The sequence below is a fragment of the Vibrio sp. genome (assembly GCF_038138445.1).
Taxonomy (GTDB): domain Bacteria; phylum Pseudomonadota; class Gammaproteobacteria; order Enterobacterales; family Vibrionaceae; genus Vibrio.
Map to the genome: position 1 here is coordinate 1 of NZ_JAYQDQ010000030.1, position 18,858 is coordinate 18,858.

The window sequence follows — 18,858 nt, forward strand, 5'->3', positions numbered from 1 at the left end:
ACAATACCGAATTTAAAAGGAAATGATTAGATGGGGTTTACCGCCAGCTTACATTTCATCGAGCCTAGCATCAAAGTCTTCTGGCTGTTTGTCTTTAGCTTGCCATGTTCTCGGCATTTCTCTTTCAAAGTGAGCATCTTTAATCACGGCATGTTTCCCTGTTCCCATAAAAGCAAACAACTGGGCTAGAAGAAGGTTGTTGTCTTGCTTACTGTTAAAAAACATGGACTCTGAAGGCTGAATAAGAAACTCCACTTCTTTATACGTATAGCCATCCTCCGTCTTTTTCTTTTCACCATATAGGAATAGCCGTAAACCAAGCGTTTCTTCACGAAAGCCTATATTCTCAAAACGACAAGCCGCCACACGCCCTTTACGCCATGTGTAAACAATCTGCTTTTTTCTATCGAAAAAGAGATACGCCATAATACGAAAGCGCAAGTACCAATAAGTTAGCGCTACCGATATAGTAAACAGTACCAAAATGATTAATAAGCGTTCGTTTTGACGACGTTGATGCGTTTCTCCCCCATATAAATGCGCAGCCTTGATATAGTCAAGTATGCCACTATTTTGATCCTCCCCTAACATTGTTTTGTAATAGTTATAATTTCTTTCACTAAGTAAAGACGAGTTTGTTTCATATTTTACCAAAATACTGCGCGCAAACTTAATTTCAGATGAACTTGGACCAAGATCAGAAACTACAAAAAATAGAAAGCACCAGAACCCAATAGCCATAGGGAGAATGTAGTGTGAACGATAATTATGCACACCATTTCGAATCGCCAGAATACGATCATTAACCGACATAATTGGCTCTCGCGGATCATCTAGCGCAACTAATTCAATTTCATCTAAGCACTCGTCTTTGATATCAATGAGTTTGTTGATACCACTTTTATTTCTCATTGCATCACACTTTTTTTGAGTAAATAAAACTAAAATAAATGCTTAGCATAGAGATCTGGTAGCTCACTATCTCTTTTTAGAATTTCTTCTACTCTATGGTCAAAATTGTCTGGTTTTTTATCCACAAATAAGTACGATTTAGGGTAAGCGCGCTCAAATCGCTCCCCTGTAATAACCGCCTTTTTTCCTTTATCCATAAAAGCAAAAACTTGTGCGATAAACTCGGTGTTATCATTCTCAGTGTTTAAGTGTGGCCTGCCAGTTGGTTGAACAGTAAAGTTCGCTGGCCAGTATTGGCGCTTTTTGTTTTCACTCATAAGTAACAAATTAAGACCATGCGCGGTTTCACGAAAACCAAGGTTATCAAAGTGACACGCGGCCACCTTACCCAAGCGCCACGTGTAAACAATTCTTCTACGGCGGTCAAAATAGATATCAGCCATACGAGGGAATCTAAGCAGAGCCAAAGTACTCATCAGCGATATAACAAAAAGAACGCATATAATGACAATGTCTGTATAAACTCTCTTGATATAAAGTTTTCCACCGTATTTACTTACGGCATTTAGGTATTCACCCAATGAGCTTTTACCATCATCACCCACAAGCATTTCATAGTAAATATAGTCCCTTGGATCGTACGACTCGCCTCTAATATCTAACTCTCGTTTAGCTTGAACCATAGCATTGGCTGATGATATTTCACCTGTATTAGGGCCAAAGTCACTAACCATCATAAATAACAAAATCCAGAACGCTACGACCCAAGGAATAAAAAAAGCGAGGCGGAAATTGTTATACGGAGTACCTACAGATAAGACTTGGTCATCCACATACATAATAGAGTTAAGAGGATCTTGATAAGTATCAAGTGTGACTTTTTCACCAAACCAAGTGCGCAGCTCATTAAATGGCCGAGCGTGCTCTAACTTCCAAAATGGTTTAAATTTTCCGCGTCTCATTGTCTTTTTTTCCTATAGGAATTTATCGTCTTTCATTCCAATAAATGCTTGCTTGGCAAGACCATCGTAGGTGAGCATGCGCTTTGGAACCATAACACTTGGCTCTGGCTGGTAATACCAATACAAATATGAGTCCTTGGGTTGCTCAACTTCTACAGTCAAATGTAACATACCATCTTCAAGTTTATGTTTACTAGGATCTTTTAGTGCTAGACTTAGGGCATTTGAGAAAGCTTGAGTTGCGTTTTCATCCAACTCTACTTGACCCATACTCTGAATAGGCTGTCTAGTATCTACTTTTAGCTTCTGTATAGAGCCAAAAATTTCAGATACCCTATCTACATAAGCTGGTAGTTTGAATTGGTAAACAACGTTTTGATTCGAACTAAGAAAATCACCTTCCTTCTGAACTTCAACCGAAGGATTTAGTAAAAGGTTAGCAAATTCCTGAACCTCTATAGCAAAAGCAGTTTGGATGTCTTTCCGCTTAGAAATAGTACTGGCTACATTAATTCTTGTAGCAATATCCAAACTACCTCCTTTTTCAAAATACCAAAATGAATAAAATTCATCTTTACCCCAAAAGCAGCTAGCAAGTAAGTTTTCAATTTGGCTTCGACTGTAAATCCATGTAATTAAACCACCTAATGCTAGCAGCGCAAAGCCAATACCAGTACATATGGCTATACCCGTCGTTGATATACCCAAGATAGATCCTGCCGCCCCAACACCAAATGATACCGCTGAAGCAGAAAAAGCCGCGTTACCAATCGCCCCACCAATATTCCCCTTCTGCCAATCATTTCTGCTATCTAACCCTGATATAACGGCCATGGCTAAATTAGCTCCAATAATTAGGCTTGCAGTAAGCTTCGCAGCCAGAAATGTTCCTAGCCTCAACTGACCAGTGTTAATTTTCGGCAATACTTTGGCAGCCAGTGCATCGCTACCCAATGCTTTAGTCACTCGAGCAGAAATATCCAGCGCCGTCTTACCAACAGAGGCTGAGTCAACAGTAATCGCAGCCAACGCAGAAATTAGGTTAAAGGTATCATAGGCTAATTTCGACCTTACAAGTGGATCTGCGGTTTGATGATTGCTTTGAGCAAGAACTGAGTAAAGCGTCTCTTGGTTTACAAACCATGACCAAACTGTCAGAGCACCGCCTCCACCAAGCCCTAACCAGTCAGAAACAGGGCCAACTTTCGGCTTACCATTCAATAAAGGTACAAGCTCTACTGATATTTCCGGTAAGCTGAATACTTTGGACTGGTAATTTTCTTGTTTCGCATTCAACGATTTTGTTAGCTTTTTAGCCCAAGTTAAGTGCTTTTGAGCAATAGATATATTAAATGTATTTTTACCACCAGAATCAATGTGACCTGCAAGAATTTCTGCAAGCTTCTCTTGCGTAACATTAACCGAGTTGCCCGTAATAGTGATACCCGCGACTTTGTGGTAAAAAGTGGGTAGCAAGGACTCAGCTATTTCATTTATCGCTTTAGCCGAAAGCTTAGTTCTAAACTCTTTTGCCAACTGCTCGCCATATATTTTTGTGGCACGAGCATTAGCCCAAAGGTTGCCAAACACTTCTGGAGTGCGCTGGATGACTTCACTCCATTCTGTGCCAGCTCTACATTGAGTAAGGGTCTTCTTAAGCTGCTCTATAAGTAAATAGTAAGTGTTGTTTGAGTTTTGCAAATCTTCGTCATTTTCATACGCAGCATCAATCATCTCAACTAAGATTTCTTGTCCTTCTTTTGAAGAACTCACACCTTCAAAAATGCTCTCTGTTAAACCCGCAATTTTCATTGCTTCCACTTCAGGGTGTGAAAGCGCATCAGATTTAATGTCAAAGTACATTTTCAAGTAAGTATCTAAAGACCCTAAACCTCCATCTGATAATTCTTGATAGGCGTAGCTTGCGTATAGATCCACTACCTTAGCCCTAAATTCGCTAAAAGCCGTTTGTAGTTCTGTCGTTTCTTTGTTGAAAGCATTCAAAGCTTCCATATTAAGATGCTCTAGCGCGGCTTCTCTCACTTCAGGGTGCGCTTTTTCATTCAGGAATGATTGATTAAGAAATTTAGCAATCTCTCTAGGATAACGTTTGTTTGATCGATCTTTTTCTTCCCAAACTGTCATCACTGTTAATGCAAATGCTATATCCGCCTGCCGCCCGACAGGATCAAACAAGGCGACAAGCGAGCCGTCTTTTTGTTCACTGTGGCTTTTTTGCATGGTTTCAACCAGCTCATCAGCAGCAAGGTAGTAGTTTTTCGCCGTGGTGAACACATCCAAGCCGTATTTGCTGGGCTTGTCTTTGTTTTTATCCGCTAGCCATTTCACATCATGGCTGCGGTAATCTTCGACCAAACGACTTAAGGTATCTTGGGTAGCGGTATCGCTAAAGTCATCGCTGGCAGCCATGTCAACTTGCTGCATGGCTTTGGTGCGCCATTCTTGGTCGCTGTTCATCTTGTCTATGATGTCGGCGGCCCATTCGTGCTCTGAGTAAGCAATCGAGATTTTTTGTGTGCCATTGGTGACAAAAGCAAACGGGTAGAAAGTCGCGCCGGATGAGATATCCAGCGTTAAGCCGTCTTGGGCATTTTCTTCATTGGTGAAATAGTATTTCTCAAACTTTTCAATCACGCCAGTCGCGGTTTCGGTTTGCGCGTAGCGGAAGATATGGATCTGCTGATTATCGGCTTTTCCTTCTTCCTCTTTGATGTAAATCCAACCTTCACGCAACAGGCGCAAGATATAGCCGCCGGTTTCATTAAGGCCAGAAGCGCTGGCCATTTCTGGCAGAGTGGGCGGCGCTTGGGCGGGCATAATGGTGTCAAAGAAGTTGGCATAGCCATAGCGCACTGGGTAAATTGGCAACACGTCGGCTATTTTACCCGCCACTTCGTTCATAAAGGGCTCGACCAAGTCGATGGTTTGTGTGGTGTTGACTACGGTTTCAATTACTCCCGCTTCAGCAGAATAGACGTTGTCAGCGGCTTTAATTACCTTAACATTAGCGGTATTGCTCATTAACGTAGACACCCTAAGCTGCATTTTGGCAAACACGCCTGCGATAAGCTCAGTTAACCCCTTGCCGTAGGTCTTAATGGTGTTGATGTGTTTTTTAAATAGCTCATCGGATAAATAGGCGTATTTAAGTTTGCTGGCTTGGTCGCGCAAAAACTCCAACCTAGATTGAAGCTTTTTCAGCAAGCTGTCGAAGCTTTCATTCACGGCTTTTTTCGCTGCTGCCCAATCATAATCGTTAAGGTAAGATTGCGGGTTACCCTCACCACGGGCGCGAATGAAAGCCAGCAAACGATCTGTGGTTTCATACGGCGCAAGACGCAGTATGGCCGAGAGTATTTCACCCTCTTCCAGTATCATCGGCATGGTATAGGCGAGCATGGCTTCTGTGGTGTGTGGCAGTGGCATATTTAGATTGCCAACTAAAGTTTCACAGGATTTTTCTAAGCTGAACTCGGTCGCAGGGTGCAAGTGGGTATAATGCAGGCGTGTTTCTAGGCCAACAATATCTTGAAAATAGCGGTCGGTGGTAAGCTCATGGCCAATTGCGCCCCATGGCGCCAGCCCAGTTTCTACCCTTGTCGGTTGCCAAAAGCCTTGATTACGTTTGCGCGCCTTATCAAAAAGTCGTCGTCACTGATTTCTTCAATGCAATGTGGATTGGTGCGCCGAACTGGAGAGAGACAAAAAGCATCTTGGCTCTCTTGCATCACTAGTTTAACTTTACCCGGCATTAAACTAGAAACAAAAGACTTACCTGAGCCATCTAACGCGCCAGCGCCAAGTGGCGTAATCCCTTCATCGGTTAATGCGTAAGGGGCATTGGTCAGACGCTTGCCGTTGGGATAACGCACACATATCTCGCACGTTGAGGGAATATCAAGCTCAGGGGAAACCGTCACACAGGGGTTTTGTACCCCGCCCATGCACGTGGTGTTGCCCTTGTTCATGGTCATTTGATCGCTTAGACGTGCTACGCCTTTACCTTCCATAAGCACATTGGCTGAGGCAGAAATAAATTCCGCTTCATCTTCAATCGTTCCCGACGAAATGCCTTTTTGGTCACCATCGGCATCGCCAGTACTGACCGCAAATTTACTGCCTTTGATAGCAATGCTATTGCCACCATCAGCGCAGACTGTCGTGGTACCATCAACAAGATCGGCCGATTTCGCATTATTACCATAAGGAATCGGCACAACTGCGGGACCAACAGTCGTTAAACATACATCAGGAGAGGTCGCATTAGCTTCACCGCCTGACCCTTTGTGAACGATACTTAATCCATTGGCATTGATAGTAACTGGCATAATCTATTCTCGTCGTGGGAGCGATTGATTGGTTCGTGTTTTAAAGGCGTAAAAAGCTAGTTAAGGTCGATTTTTCTGGCTTTAATTTTTTGCGTCTTTTCCGCCTGTGAGGTGATGTACTGAGCTTTAGTCGTCACTCGGCCGCTGTGACCATCATAATGCGTTGAGGCTTTATTACTTTGCAAGGTGACGGACTTGGAGCCTTCCAACACCACTTTTTCTGCTTTGATCACTAGCTCTCTTTTATCAAGATAAGAGAAATAAATGTCTCGCAAAATAGGTAATGAAGGATCGCTGTTCATAAATGTGATCTTGCATTCGAGCTGATTATCGATCGCTAAATTAATCTGCGCGCGGCTAAATGGTCGGCCAATCGAGGCCCAAATAGGTTCACCTGCTGGGTTGTCTTCAAAGTCAACGCTGACTTGTTGGCTGTCAGGGTGGATCTGTTTTATTAATCCAAAACGTGCAGCGCGAAAGGCGGGGTTAGAACCAAACGTAGTCGTAGTCATGGCCATCATACTCACAAAATAATCAAATGTGAGGGCGAATCTACCACCACATGTGCCAAATGAAAAGTGTCCAAATAACAGTCAAAAATGTGCTTTTCACTAGTAAAACCTGCATATTAAAACCAAGATTTACGCCGCCACTCGTTGATAGACCACAAACCAGCCAGACAAAAAGCATTTTTGGGTTATGAAATTAATTTAAAATACCGTACTAATTCACACATTTTTTCAACTTGATCTGACAGCCAATAGATTTCTTCTGTTCATCCCCCATCATCAGATCGCCTTCCACGGCCATCAGCCGCGCGTTTCACTCACCAATCACAATGCCAAAGCCTGTTTTTCAATTTAATCAAACATAGCCACAGGTCGCCTCAATCGATTGGGGCAATCCTACTAGGAAGCGGAGCAAAGACAGCAGGAAATAGCGGAATACCTAAATGGGAAAAGTCACTTCCGCAACCGCCTAATTTTAGAAACAAAGTGCTGATTTATATAGATTTAATAGCTGGCACTTGTCTTGCAAAACTCCTAGTTTCGAATTGTGTAAATCAATGGATCAAGTCTGGTGTATCCCCAAAAGGCGGAGCGCAAACAGCAAAGGAGTATTCAAATGAGTTCAATCGATCCAGCCACCATGGCGCAACAACTAGCAACCTTTGATGTGCAGCCATTTAAGCAGCGTTATACCAAGCAAGCTTCTCAATACCAATCAAAGCTTGATGCACTGGGTAAGGTGGAGTCAGCGCTGCGTGAGTTTCGTACCGCCGTCAATGAGATGAACAATAGCAGCTCTGGGATCATCAAAAACAGCGCCAAGGTGTCAAGCGAAGGCGTGTTAACCGCCAGCGCGGAATCGAATGCACTGACAGGAAGCTACCAGATTTTTGTCGAAAGGGTGGCAACCTCTCATCAAGTTTCAGTTGGAATGCCGGAGACCTTAGAACCAAGCACCCAAGTACCGCTAACGGGCACACTGACATTGAAAGTCAATGGAAAAGAACTGCTGCTTGATTTAGCCAGCTTAGACAGTGATGGCGATGGCCAAGCCAGCATTGCTGACCTCGTTTCTGCGATTAACCACCATGAAGATAACCCCGGCGTCAACGCAACCTTAGTGCGATCTGGCGGTAAAACCCACTTTATGCTCTCTAGTGAAGAAACGGGCAAAAACAACGCCGTTGAGGTTTCTGCCTCTGGCACAGGTGAAAGCTGGTTTGAAGACGCGTTTACCCGTCTCAAGGAGCTCAGCCCAGCTCAGAATGCCATCATTTGGCTTGGGGAACAGGGCGATGGGCTCAAGCTTGAAAACAGCAGCAATACTTTTAGTGATGCCATCGATGGTGTTGAACTCACTGTCACCAAAGCGCAAGATGCAGGCGACGCGCCGCTCACCATGAATGTTAAAGGTGATAAAGAAGGCACCAAGGAGCAAGTCACTCAGTTTATTGATGCCTACAACGCTTTGATGTCAACGCTCGATAAATACAGCAAAGTCGACGTTGAAACCAATACTCGCGCCGCATTAGCAAGCGACCCCACCCTACGGTCAATTGAAAGCCAGGTCAAATCCGCCGTTCGCGGCGAATTTGCTGGTATGAGGCTTAGCCAAATTGGTATAGAAATCGGTCGAGATGGAAAAATGAAACTCGACACCGACAGCTTCGAGAAAGCGCAAACCAACAACAGCGCGGCGCTTGAAGATATGTTCAACGGCGATGACAACTTGCTCGACTCGCTTGATACCTTGGTTAAGCCTTACCTGCAATTTTCCGATGGCCTGTTTAAATCACGCAAAGACGCACTCAAGCAAAACATTGACCGGATTGAAGACAAAAAGGTCTCGCTCGATCGCAAGTACGACATGTCATACGACCGCTACCTCAAACAGTTTACCCAAATGAACGCCATCATGACCCAAATGAATCAAACCAAATCATTGTTTGGGCAACCACTCTAGGAGATTTTTATGTTAATGGATTCAGGTTACAGCTCTTATCAACAGGTTGATCTCGACGCACAAGCTGCTGCGGCTAACCCTCATCAATTGGTGGTGATGCTTATCGATGGTTTACTCAACGAAATTGAACGCGTGCGCGGACACATTGCCTCAGGCCGATTGGCTGAAAAAGGCGCAGGCATCAATAAGTGCATGAATATTTTGGTTGGCCTTGATAGCGCACTTGATAGTGATAACGGCGGTGAAATTGCGCAAAGCCTCCACCAGCTTTATGACTTTTGCCAAATCGAGCTTTACCACGCCAGCGTCAATAACAATATCGACAAACTGACTAGCGTTGAGCATGTGATGAACAACATACGTGAAGGATGGATGAGTTTTGGTCAGCAAGCATAAAGTCTCCCCCGAGCGATTTCGCCATCTTGCTCAATTGATTCACATTGCAACCAAGACTCAAGACTGGCACTCGCTAAAACGTTATGACCTGCAGTTAAGGGAGCTGCTCAAGGTTCATAAACCCTATCTTAAAGAACCCAACTTTGTAGGAGTAATTGCCGATGTCAAAGCCGAGCATAAGGCCGCGATTGAGGCACTTGAAAAAGCCATGGGTGAGCTGCAAACCGACATGAATGTGGTGAACGCTCAACACGAAAGAGCGCAAGCCTATCATTTGGCCATGAATCTGGAGTATTAGCCATGCAAACGCTATCACTTGACGCCCCGCAGGCGGCAAAAGCACCCAATGTGCAAGGCTTGGTTAAAAAGGCCAACCCAGCCAGCGATAACAAGACGCCCAGTGACTCGTTTTCGCTTAAAGCGGCCAATTCGAGCAAGTCCCGACATTCTGTCAAATCCGCTCAGGCTACGCAAGAGAGTGACAAAGAAGCGACAAACCAAGCGGACGCTGCGCAGCCTTTGGTAGACATGCCTAATGCACCGGACATTCATTCAACGCTCGCGTTAACTTATGCGCAAAATGTAAAAGGGCACAATGAGCCAATTACTCTTAAAAGTTTTGCATCGAACAAACCTATGACAGCGGCAGGGCCAACCGTCACTGCCCTGCAAGAGGGTTTTCATCAATCGGTACAGGCTAACTCGGCTCAGGCAAGCAATCACCTCGCTGCTTTGAGCAAAGTCGCTTCTGTCACTAGTGTCCCCATAGATAGCCCTTCATCGTTAACTATGACGAACCTAACCACTGGGTTAAACGCTGCGCCAAGTGCTCCAGCCGCTCCGGCGCAGGCCAGTATAGGGGTTGAAAGCGCAGCACCTACAGCACAATGGGCTGCAATCAAGGTAGATACAAATTCAGCAAAATGGGGCGAGCAAATGATGCAAGTGCTGCATGACAGAGTCTCGGTTCAAGCTCAACAAAATTTGCAGCAAGCACAAATACGGCTCGACCCACCTGACCTTGGCAAGATGGACTTATTGGTACGCGTTGAGGGTGACAAGCTAAGCGTGCAAATTAATGCCAGTACCACAGCAACGCGGGAAGCTCTGATGCAAGTCTCAGACAGGCTTAGAGCCGAGCTACAAAATCACAACTTTTTGCATGTCGATGTCAATGTCGGCTCTGGGGATACCCCGCGGGATCCGTCCAATCATTCCAACGAGCAACAGGCAATGATTATTGACAGCAATGAGCATTCAGACCACCAACTTTCTCTTAGCCCATCGGAGCATTGGCTCAGTACTCACGCTTAATTAGGAATAGCGCAATGACTATGACAAAAAAACAACTGATCGCGGTATTTGCCGCCATGATCCTCACCAGTGCTCTGGTTTCTGCTGCTACCGTTTTTGGTGGTATTTGGTTGGTAAAGCAATCTCACGAGCAAGCCAACGCCGACTCTTGGGTGGAGGATTCGCCACTCGCCTTTTTAACTGACGATCCTGACCAAGCGTTTCAGCCCAGTTTTCATCCATTAGAAAAAGTGGTGCTAAGTATCAAAGGCAAGCGACAGTCGCACTTTGTGATGTTGGGCTTAGCCGTGGAAACCCGTCGGCCACAACGCATCACCAACATTAATGACTACATGCCAGTAGTGCGTAATGCGCTGCTTAAACTCTTTAGCGATAAAACGTATGAAGATTTACGCCAAGATGGAGCCATTGAACAGCTGCAAAACGAAATCAAACAAACCGTGTTACTTGCCTTTCAAAAAACCGACATAGTGCGCGATATCGATGATGTACTGCTGACCAAATATGTCGTGCAGTAAGGAGTGACGTCATGTTGGATATGAACGTTGAACAAGACTATGTCATGCAAAGCCAATCGCTTGCTGATCACAGCTCAATCGATGAAGCCGCGCTACTAAAAAAACATACTGTACTAGTGAACCGGATCGTCAATCAGCTTAGGGTTCATGTCAGCCCACATTGCAGTGTGGAGGACATGCAGCAAATCGGATTAATTGGCCTGCTTGAAGCTGGAAGGCGCTATGGCGATGTTGACGATGACCACTTCCCAGCCTTTGCCGTTTGCCGGATTCGAGGCTCTATTTTAGATGAGTTGCGCCGCCTTGATTGGCGCTCTCGTCAAACCCGTCAGCAAGCCCATGAACTCAATGATGTGACAAGAGATTTAATGCGCCAGCTTGGACGCCAACCCTCGGACGCGGAAATCATTCAAGCGCTCGGCACAGACAAAAAGGATTTACTGACAAGGCAAAACGCTGCACTAGCGGGTGAAATGCAAAGTTTGGATCAGCTGATTGAAAACGGCGTCGATACTCAGTCCAACGCCATTTACGATGGCATGGCTCATGAGCATACGCGCCGCAGCCTTGAAGCTGCATTAGCTAAATTGCCCCAGCGAGACCAGCTTTTGATGACCTTGTTTTATCAGCACGAACTCAATCTTAATGAAATCGCTTTGGTGCTGGATTTAACGCCACCAAGAATTTGTCAGCTACATAAAAAAGCACTCAAACAACTCAATTACTACTTATCCTCCTAGGAGTCACACATGCAAAAGTTTTTTGGAGCCATCACCGTCTTACTCTGTGTCTTTGGCGGATATATGTGGGCAGGCGGCCAGCTTGGCGCCATTTGGCAGCCTGCAGAATTTTTAATTATTATCGGCGCCGCAGCAGGCTCGCTGATCATAGGAAACCCACCTCAGGTATTAAAAGAAATGCGTCGCCAAGTCAAAGCGACCATGTCAGCGCCAAAAGAGGAATACCAGTATTATATGGAGCTTATGGCGCTACTTAACCATTTACTTGAAATCGGACGTAGCCGAGGGTTTAAGTTCCTCGATTCGCACATCGAAGCGCCTCACCATAGCTCGATTTTTCTCGCCTACCCCAAAGTGGGAGAAGATTATCGGCTGATTTCTTTTATTACCGACAATTTGCGCTTAATGGCGATGGGACAAATGTCGCCTCATGAATTAGAAGGCCTTCTAGAGCAAGAAATAGAAGCTATCCAAACGGAAATGCTGCTACCTTCGCGCTCTATGCACAGAACCGCAGAAGCCCTACCCGGCTTTGGTATTCTTGCCGCTGTTGGAGGCATTATTATCACAATGCAAGCCATCGATGGATCGATCGCACTGGTCGGCTACCATGTCGCCGCTGCGCTGGTCGGTACCTTTATCGGTATCTTTGGTTGTTATTGCTGTCTTGATCCACTGAGCAATGCTATGGCTCAGCGAGTGAGACGTAACATGACAGCATTTGAGTGTGTCAGAGCAACTCTGGTCGCTTATGCGGCGAAAAAGCCTACGCTATTGGCCATCGATGCGGGTCGTAAACACATTCAGCTAGACATCAAACCAACATTTAACCAAATGGAGAAATGGCTCGCTGAGCAGGAGTAAACATGCAAAGACAACAACAGGTTGTGTTCAAGCGAAGCAAGGTGCTCGAGCACGATGACTATCGCGGCGGAGCGTGGAAGGTCGCATTTGCAGACTTTATGATCGCCCTAATGGCCTTATTTTTGGTGCTATGGGTGATGCAAATCGTCGATAAGGAAGATCGCCGAGCAATTATGGCTCACCTTCAAAGCGCAAGTGTGTTTGATAAAAGCAGCGGCAATCCATTTGATACTCTTAAAAGTATTTCGCCGATTGATTTGGCGACCGATTCTTCGGTGCCGAGTCGACATGATTCAAACCATGTTGTCAGCTCCTTTTTTCAAGGCGATGGCGATGGACCGGAAACCGATTCTCTCATTCCAGGCAAGTTCGACACTCAAGAGCGATTGACCGCACTGGCTAAGGTAATTGAAGACGTGGTCAAGCAAATTAATGCCCAAGGCAATGTTCATATATCGGTGACACCCCAGGGCCTGAGAATTGTTTTGCAAGATGATGAGCAGCATTTTATGTTTCGTCGTGGTGCATCAAAACTGACGCCGTTTTTTGAAGACCTGTTGTTGGCTTTAGCGCCTATTTTTAAAAGAGTTGAAAACCCTATTATTATCAGTGGCCACACAGATTCAACACGTTACATTGGACACTTAGATCGCCGTTCAAACTGGGATTTATCAGCCTCACGAGCCAATGTTGCCAGACATACTTTGGTCGTCGGCGGCATGCCAGATGAGCGCGTATTGCAAGTGACGGGAATGTCGGACAAAGCTTTGCTCAATGAAGCCGACCCTGAATCGAGCGAGAATCGCCGCATTGAACTCTTTGTGCTAACCACACCAGCCGCCAAAGTCTTAGAAACGCTTTTTTCTGATAGACCGAATAATCCAATCGAACAGGCAAAGCAACAAGCTAAAGAGAACCAACCTGTGGTTCGTCAAAAGGTGATTGATGCTCGCCAAGCACCTTCGAAAGCTACACCACCGCCTCTTCAACAACTTTAACCTCAACAGGCGCCCTACTGGCGCCTGATAACTCAAGTGTAATTATCCACATGCCTCAATTTGTTCATCAGCCCGTGAAAAAAGATCCACTGCGTAAAGCCTTTTTATGGCTTATCGTTATTGACTATGGATTGTTGTCTTTATTTCTCTTCCAGTTGTACGAACTGACACTTAACGGTGGCACGGCCATCAGTACCTTACTGGTCATCTACAATGTGCTGCTGAGCTTTCTGTGCTTTCAGCGCACCGATCAACGTGACGCCTATATTATTTATCCTACCTTGTCGGCTACCTTATTAGCCTTTGTCTGTTTCCTGTATTTTTTCTTTCTTGTCTGATATTTAAAACCATTCTTGGGGCTTCCTTCTGCTAAGGATTTCCCACACTCTGTAAAATTTAGTTACTTAATTGTCATTATTTTCTATACATAACGATTCTTTTCTGATAGAAAATACATTGCACACAATTAAATTGCCCGAAATAGGAATGGAATTATGTTGAATAAAGTTGCCTTAGCCACAAGCCTAGCGATTCTGAGCACACCGAACTTAGCTCAAGAACAGAGAAGCCCAGCGCAAAATCTGGATACATTTGAAAAACTGTTTGGCGTTACCGAAGGAAAACGCAGAAATCACACCAAAGGTTTTTGCTTTGAAGGTGAGTTCATGCCAACCGATAGTGCTGTGAGCCAGTTATCCAACAGCCCAATTTTTTCTGGCACCTCCAAAGTGTATGGCCGTGTCTCTCACAAAGGCGGTAAAGCGAACCCTGCTGATAATCAGCCCGGTCACTACGGTCTAGCATTTCAAATCACCACCGCTGATAACCAGATCCATATGATGAGTATGAATACGGAACATTTCTTTCCAACCTCAACCGTGGCTGACTTTATGGCCTTTCTCGCTGCCCAATCAGAGGGCCCAGAAGCAACCAAAGCTTTCGTACAATCTCATCCAGAAATTCAAGAATATAAAAAATACCACTCAGCGCTGAGTAGTGAACTGCATCCCTATGAAGGGGCAACCTACAATAGTATTAACACTTTTTACTTAGTGAACGAGCAAGGAAAGAAAACCCCAGTGCGTTGGTCATTTGTCCCTTCCGGAGAACATGGCATTGTCAAAACACCACAGACTGATTTTTTCTTGGAGAATATGCAAGCCAATATCAAAAATGGTGGCGTATCTTGGGATATGGTGTTAACTCTCGCCAATCAAGATGACGATATCTTAAACCCGCATATCAAATGGAGTGATGACAATGAGAAGATCACAGTTGCAAAACTGACGGTAAATAAAGCGGTTGCTGAAAGTGAGGGAACGTGCGCCAATATGAACTTTGATCCAATGGCGATCAGTCAGGGCTTTGCTCCATCAGAAGATCCTATGCTGGCTGCGCGCTCAGCAGTCTATGCTGTTGGACTTGGAAGAAGACTTTCTGAGCAGTAATAGAAGGGAGGGGTTTCCCTCCCTATAACTACCACCACTATGAACACTTCAAAATAAGTACACAGAATTTAGGTATAAACCATCCATCTATATATAAAGGGTGTTGATATTATCCAAAAAGCTCAACACATTAGAAAATGTTCGTTTTGCTTTTTCAAACTCTCGCCTTCCACGAACATCGACAAATATTCTATTGATATCCGCACGTTGTCCTCCTGCTGAAAAAGCATATTCAAAGGCAACGGGATAACGACGTATAAACTGCCAGTTTTCTGGAGGTAAAGGGTAACGACTCCTTAACTCATTACGCAAAACATCAAGCAAAGACAGTATGGTCGACATAGTCTCAGTGGGGGTCGATGGGCGTTGCGAAAGTACTTGTGTTTCTTCACCCCCCTTCAAGTGTTCGGCGTAAGTGCGCTCTCCATCTGACAAAACAATCGAAGCACTATTCCTGTCGTTATAAGCATCTAAGTAATCCATTGAAAAGCAGACTAAGTTTTCACTCATCACACCAGTATGTCTGTCAAATAACCTCTCTCGGAAGTCGCTTAACGCCGCATGAGTGTGTAAAAAGCGCTGAGCTTTGACCAAGACCTGATTGCGTACCGTATCACCTGATTTGATTTGCTCGTCAAACATCATGTTACTTAGTTGGATTGGCTCTGTAGGATTATCGTAAATCAGCATATGTTTCAATGGTGGCTTTACATTCACTTTGGCCGCAATGTTTACCCCTTTTTTGGTAAAGTACCAGAGTGTCGGAGTTGGACGACTTGCGACAAAATCACCAAGTTTTGTCGCAACATCCAGCGTTCCTTCAGACACATTAAGCGATTCTATCGCATCGCGACGCGTGTATTTGGTCAAAGCTTCATTCCATTTAGCTATATTTCCTTTCCATGGCGGTGCAACCAGTCGTCCATCGCGGTAAAACTTCACATTATCGAAGCCACGATAGGCAAATGAAGTGATTAACTCTTCATTAGTGACTGCCATACCATTGGAACCACGAGCACCGGTCAATACTTTTTCAATATCAATGTCATCAAGGATAAAGCGAATTTTTGCGCCAGATTTTTCAGCATTTATGATGCCATTTAACGACCCTCGTAAAAACAACTTGTTTGGTGCAAAGGGCTCAACATTATTTGCAACAGAGTGATAGCCCTTATTCACTGCGTTAAATCGTTTACTTTCCAGCACCTCTTTATAGATGTTTATCACCTTAAATCTAGCGTCCCGCTCACCCAACTCAAAATAGGAGCGCCACAGCAACTCATTATTTCTTCCGGCAGGATTTATCGACTGATCAGCACTGTACATCAGCGCCTTTTTAGCGTCTTCAAATATGTTTTCTTTGAGTACCTGCTTAATAGACCTATGAGTTCTAAAAAATGAAAGATCGGAAAAGTTCTTCTTAAACAAAGGTAGGTTCCTACTGTGAGCTGCAATGATGGCATCATTCCATGCTGCTGCCCCCATAATATCAACGACCTCTTTATTAAAGTGATTGTTGAAGTGATCTATTATGGGGTTATAGTTAGCCACATGAGGCCTTACCCTTTGTATCTCTCTGATATATTTAGCTCGAGAAGGACCTAATCCGTATACAAAATCAGCTGCAAAATCAAAGTCATCTTCCAAACGACTGCCAATCCTACCTTCATAAGGTCCCGCACTATTTTCAGAGGCCAATTTCATTTTTCTTAGGTACGGCGTTTGCCAATCTGTAGGTGGCCGCAAGCGACTAAAGAAAGTATCACTAATCACTCCTGCTTTTACTAACTTACGACTTATTTTCGTGAAGACTTTTGTCATCAGAGATTTCAGTTTCTCAAGTGCAGGGCCAACAAGGTTGCCACCCGCTTCAACAACGATATCAATAACAGATTCGGTAATAGCACTGGATACTTTATTGGGGTCATCACCGGTGGCACCTTTGATGATTTTTGGTACAACTGCCAAAGCAATCGTCGCAACCATACCTATCATTGCTCCAATCCAAAATCCAGGGAAAATGATCCCCGCAATAATACTAATGAGGGGAACCAAAACTTTACCAATATCAATGATCACATCGAGTACAGCATTAGCCTTTTTCTCACTATTGCTAGTCGTTTGATAGTCCATATCCAACTCAAGTCGCTTAATTAGCATATCTTTTAAGCCAAGGCCAAGATTAGCAATAAAGCGCTCATTTGAGCTGCGAAATGTCCCGCCAAGACGCTCAAAGAAATTATCTGATCGGTTAATCAAAGGTGAATCGATAACAGATTGTAAGTAACGTTTTTCATCGTCTGTCAGGGTCAGTAACCCCATAGAAACAGAAAGCAGAGTGGTCTGTACGCCCCAGTGAATATTTGGGTAACGGGTCTTAGGAGGGCTAGGTCTAACAGTGATCGTGCTGGCAAAATGCTCCTTACCTTCAGCACTAATGGGTAACTCCGATTTTGGTTTATTTAAATCTGGTATGGCTGAAGCTGATAACCCTCGCTGAATCACTTTCTGGTAATCTTCATTACTGGAAATAAATTCAATGAATTGCCCAGTATCTTTGGGGATTTCGAATGTTTTGCCAGTGACTACATCAAACAAGACACCCAGCCATTCAGGATGCTGCTTGTAGGAATAATCTAAATAGAAACAATCTGTGACCATTAGATCCCAGTCCCATTTCCCCCAAGTATCCCACATAACAAAAGCCTCCTTTTGACCAGAAAAGGTCTCGGCCAATATCTCGAATTCCTTTTGCAGCCCTCGGGGCATAACCCCTACAGGTATTTGTTTTTTACAGTGTTCTTGTCGAGCAAGAACGAGAGCGTTGACTTTACGTTGATATTCGAGCTTAAGTTCTTCACCCAAAGCATCCGCCATTTCATCTAAGGCATTGGAATGCACAGAAGGCATATCCGCCTGCTCAAGTAAGCGAAAAGTTTTATTAGGCTTTGGTACTACATCACCTTCATACCTTTGCTTTAAAACATCAGTGGTTGGAATTTTAACTTTCTCTCGTAGAGGCACGCTCCAAGTACTCAATCTATCATCTAGCTCAGATTTAGACTGACTATCACCACGCAGCTTATAGGGCCAATGAAATGAGTAATAATAGTACCTTAACCTTTCTAAAACATGCTTACGGTCTTCATCTGTAACTCGACCATCAACAAGACGAACCATTTCCGAAAAGTGCATAAAATATAGGTAGTCATCACCATTTGGGTTAGTAAAATATAAACTGCCAGCGTGAGGCCTAAACTTTTCGTTATCGGAATAAATGAGGTTAGTGTCTCTATAATCAATACGTCGATTACTGATTATTTCACCATTTTGGTGTTCAATACCCTCAGCGCACAGTAAACCAGCAAATGCCATCACTTCTTCATGTAATTTGGCTGCTATCTGTGGCCCACTATAGTGACGGGTAGCCTCAAATCCTGAACTAAGACCAATCCCATTTTTTTGGAGCTCCACATTATCTTGGTTTTGAAACAGAGTCTGGTAAAACCGAGGCATAAAGTTGTTAAGCTTAAAACACTCGAAAATATTTCTCACTGAGTCCATCGCTCGCATTTTGTCACCAACCAAAAGCGAAACCATAGTTGACCAGTTATCTGTATTTCCTCTAATTGCACGGGTCAATGGATTCAAATTATTTTGTGGTATTATTAATGGTGTGGTGGACATATTAATTCCTTATAAATGTGGTTTACTTCATCAAAAAAATAAAACAATAAAAATACTATTCACTTAGTAAACAGAAAATCTTAATAACTATAAGGACAACTTTAATATGTGGTGAAATAATATAATATGAAAAACAAGCTTTATTATATTAATTTTATACGATATTAATTATAATCAAATAATATATAATACCTTCCT

At 44.0% G+C, this 18,858-nt stretch carries 16 protein-coding genes; 10 read left to right on the forward strand and 6 right to left on the reverse strand.

Annotated elements, in window-relative coordinates; genetic code table 11:
* Window positions 1-48: 48 nt before the first annotated feature.
* From AAFM34_RS09945 to AAFM34_RS09965, 5 genes are all read right to left on the reverse strand, one after another.
* Window positions 49-912 (reverse strand): hypothetical protein, encoded by an 864-nt coding sequence (locus AAFM34_RS09945; protein WP_341662380.1) that lies wholly within the window; start codon window positions 910-912, stop codon window positions 49-51.
* Between the two features lie 29 nt (window positions 913-941).
* Complete coding sequence (locus AAFM34_RS09950) at window positions 942-1,874, reverse strand: hypothetical protein (RefSeq protein ID WP_341662382.1); 933 nt, start codon at window positions 1,872-1,874, stop codon at window positions 942-944.
* A gap of 12 nt (window positions 1,875-1,886) precedes the next feature.
* The gene (locus AAFM34_RS09955) at window positions 1,887-5,321 is read right to left on the reverse strand and encodes a toxin VasX (RefSeq protein ID WP_341662384.1); all 3,435 of its coding nucleotides are present in this window, start codon (window positions 5,319-5,321) and stop codon (window positions 1,887-1,889) included.
* 164 nt (window positions 5,322-5,485) lie between these two features.
* A complete protein-coding gene (locus tag AAFM34_RS09960) occupies window positions 5,486-6,223 on the reverse strand; it encodes a DUF4150 domain-containing protein (RefSeq protein WP_341662386.1) in 738 nt (245 codons plus the stop codon).
* A 56-nt stretch (window positions 6,224-6,279) separates the two neighbouring features.
* A complete protein-coding gene (locus AAFM34_RS09965; RefSeq protein WP_341662388.1) occupies window positions 6,280-6,735 on the reverse strand; it encodes a hypothetical protein in 456 nt (151 codons plus the stop codon).
* A 613-nt stretch (window positions 6,736-7,348) separates the two neighbouring features.
* On the opposite strand from AAFM34_RS09965, the gene fliD reads away from it, so the two are divergent.
* From fliD to AAFM34_RS10015, 10 genes are all read left to right on the forward strand, one after another.
* Complete coding sequence (gene fliD / locus AAFM34_RS09970; protein WP_341662390.1) at window positions 7,349-8,695, forward strand: flagellar filament capping protein FliD; 1,347 nt, start codon at window positions 7,349-7,351, stop codon at window positions 8,693-8,695.
* Between the two features lie 9 nt (window positions 8,696-8,704).
* Window positions 8,705-9,091: a flagellar export chaperone FliS gene (gene fliS, locus AAFM34_RS09975; RefSeq protein ID WP_341662392.1), complete on the forward strand. Its 387-nt coding sequence runs from the start codon at window positions 8,705-8,707 to the stop codon at window positions 9,089-9,091.
* A complete protein-coding gene (locus AAFM34_RS09980) occupies window positions 9,075-9,389 on the forward strand; it encodes a LafD (RefSeq protein WP_114786889.1) in 315 nt (104 codons plus the stop codon). Before fliS ends, AAFM34_RS09980 begins: the two co-directional genes overlap by 17 nt.
* Before the next feature lie 2 nt (window positions 9,390-9,391).
* Entirely contained in the window at window positions 9,392-10,405 is a 1,014-nt protein-coding gene (locus tag AAFM34_RS09985) for a flagellar hook-length control protein FliK (protein ID WP_341662395.1), read from the forward strand.
* A 20-nt stretch (window positions 10,406-10,425) separates the two neighbouring features.
* Window positions 10,426-10,923 (forward strand): flagellar basal body-associated protein FliL, encoded by a 498-nt coding sequence (gene fliL, locus AAFM34_RS09990; RefSeq protein ID WP_160927759.1) that lies wholly within the window; start codon window positions 10,426-10,428, stop codon window positions 10,921-10,923.
* Window positions 10,924-10,934: 11 nt separating this feature from the next.
* Window positions 10,935-11,663, forward strand: a complete 729-nt coding sequence (locus AAFM34_RS09995; RefSeq protein ID WP_160926391.1) for a FliA/WhiG family RNA polymerase sigma factor — start codon at window positions 10,935-10,937, stop codon at window positions 11,661-11,663.
* Between the two features lie 9 nt (window positions 11,664-11,672).
* A complete protein-coding gene (motA, locus tag AAFM34_RS10000) occupies window positions 11,673-12,527 on the forward strand; it encodes a flagellar motor stator protein MotA (protein ID WP_152429902.1) in 855 nt (284 codons plus the stop codon).
* A gap of 2 nt (window positions 12,528-12,529) precedes the next feature.
* Window positions 12,530-13,525, forward strand: coding sequence for a flagellar motor protein MotB (locus tag AAFM34_RS10005; protein ID WP_341662398.1), 996 nt, complete (start codon window positions 12,530-12,532; stop codon window positions 13,523-13,525).
* Between the two features lie 50 nt (window positions 13,526-13,575).
* Window positions 13,576-13,863 carry a hypothetical protein gene (locus tag AAFM34_RS10010; protein WP_114786884.1) on the forward strand — a complete coding sequence of 96 codons (288 nt, stop codon included), beginning with the start codon at window positions 13,576-13,578 and terminating at the stop codon, window positions 13,861-13,863.
* 156 nt (window positions 13,864-14,019) lie between these two features.
* A complete protein-coding gene (locus tag AAFM34_RS10015; protein WP_341662400.1) occupies window positions 14,020-14,973 on the forward strand; it encodes a catalase in 954 nt (317 codons plus the stop codon).
* Between the two features lie 87 nt (window positions 14,974-15,060).
* On the opposite strand, the gene AAFM34_RS10020 is transcribed toward AAFM34_RS10015, so the two are convergent.
* Window positions 15,061-18,660, reverse strand: coding sequence for a hypothetical protein (locus tag AAFM34_RS10020; protein WP_341662402.1), 3,600 nt, complete (start codon window positions 18,658-18,660; stop codon window positions 15,061-15,063).
* Window positions 18,661-18,858 lie beyond the last annotated feature (198 nt).

Bases quoted from the DNA above. Each gene is read 5' to 3' on its own strand.
- AAFM34_RS10020 (WP_341662402.1), bottom strand. From the start codon at position 18,660: ATGTCCACCACACCATTAATAATACCACAAAATAATTTGAATCCATTG.
- fliL (WP_160927759.1), top strand. From the start codon at position 10,426: ATGACAAAAAAACAACTGATCGCGGTATTTGCCGCCATGATCCTCACC.
- AAFM34_RS09995 (WP_160926391.1), top strand. From the start codon at position 10,935: ATGTTGGATATGAACGTTGAACAAGACTATGTCATGCAAAGCCAATCG.
- AAFM34_RS09950 (WP_341662382.1), bottom strand. From the start codon at position 1,874: ATGAGACGCGGAAAATTTAAACCATTTTGGAAGTTAGAGCACGCTCGG.
- AAFM34_RS10010 (WP_114786884.1), top strand. From the start codon at position 13,576: ATGCCTCAATTTGTTCATCAGCCCGTGAAAAAAGATCCACTGCGTAAA.
- AAFM34_RS10005 (WP_341662398.1), top strand. From the start codon at position 12,530: ATGCAAAGACAACAACAGGTTGTGTTCAAGCGAAGCAAGGTGCTCGAG.
- AAFM34_RS09955 (WP_341662384.1), bottom strand. From the start codon at position 5,321: ATGCCACTGCCACACACCACAGAAGCCATGCTCGCCTATACCATGCCG.
- fliD (WP_341662390.1), top strand. From the start codon at position 7,349: ATGAGTTCAATCGATCCAGCCACCATGGCGCAACAACTAGCAACCTTT.
- AAFM34_RS09965 (WP_341662388.1), bottom strand. From the start codon at position 6,735: ATGACTACGACTACGTTTGGTTCTAACCCCGCCTTTCGCGCTGCACGT.
- AAFM34_RS09985 (WP_341662395.1), top strand. From the start codon at position 9,392: ATGCAAACGCTATCACTTGACGCCCCGCAGGCGGCAAAAGCACCCAAT.
- fliS (WP_341662392.1), top strand. From the start codon at position 8,705: ATGTTAATGGATTCAGGTTACAGCTCTTATCAACAGGTTGATCTCGAC.
- AAFM34_RS10015 (WP_341662400.1), top strand. From the start codon at position 14,020: ATGTTGAATAAAGTTGCCTTAGCCACAAGCCTAGCGATTCTGAGCACA.
- AAFM34_RS09960 (WP_341662386.1), bottom strand. From the start codon at position 6,223: ATGCCAGTTACTATCAATGCCAATGGATTAAGTATCGTTCACAAAGGG.
- AAFM34_RS09945 (WP_341662380.1), bottom strand. From the start codon at position 912: ATGAGAAATAAAAGTGGTATCAACAAACTCATTGATATCAAAGACGAG.
- motA (WP_152429902.1), top strand. From the start codon at position 11,673: ATGCAAAAGTTTTTTGGAGCCATCACCGTCTTACTCTGTGTCTTTGGC.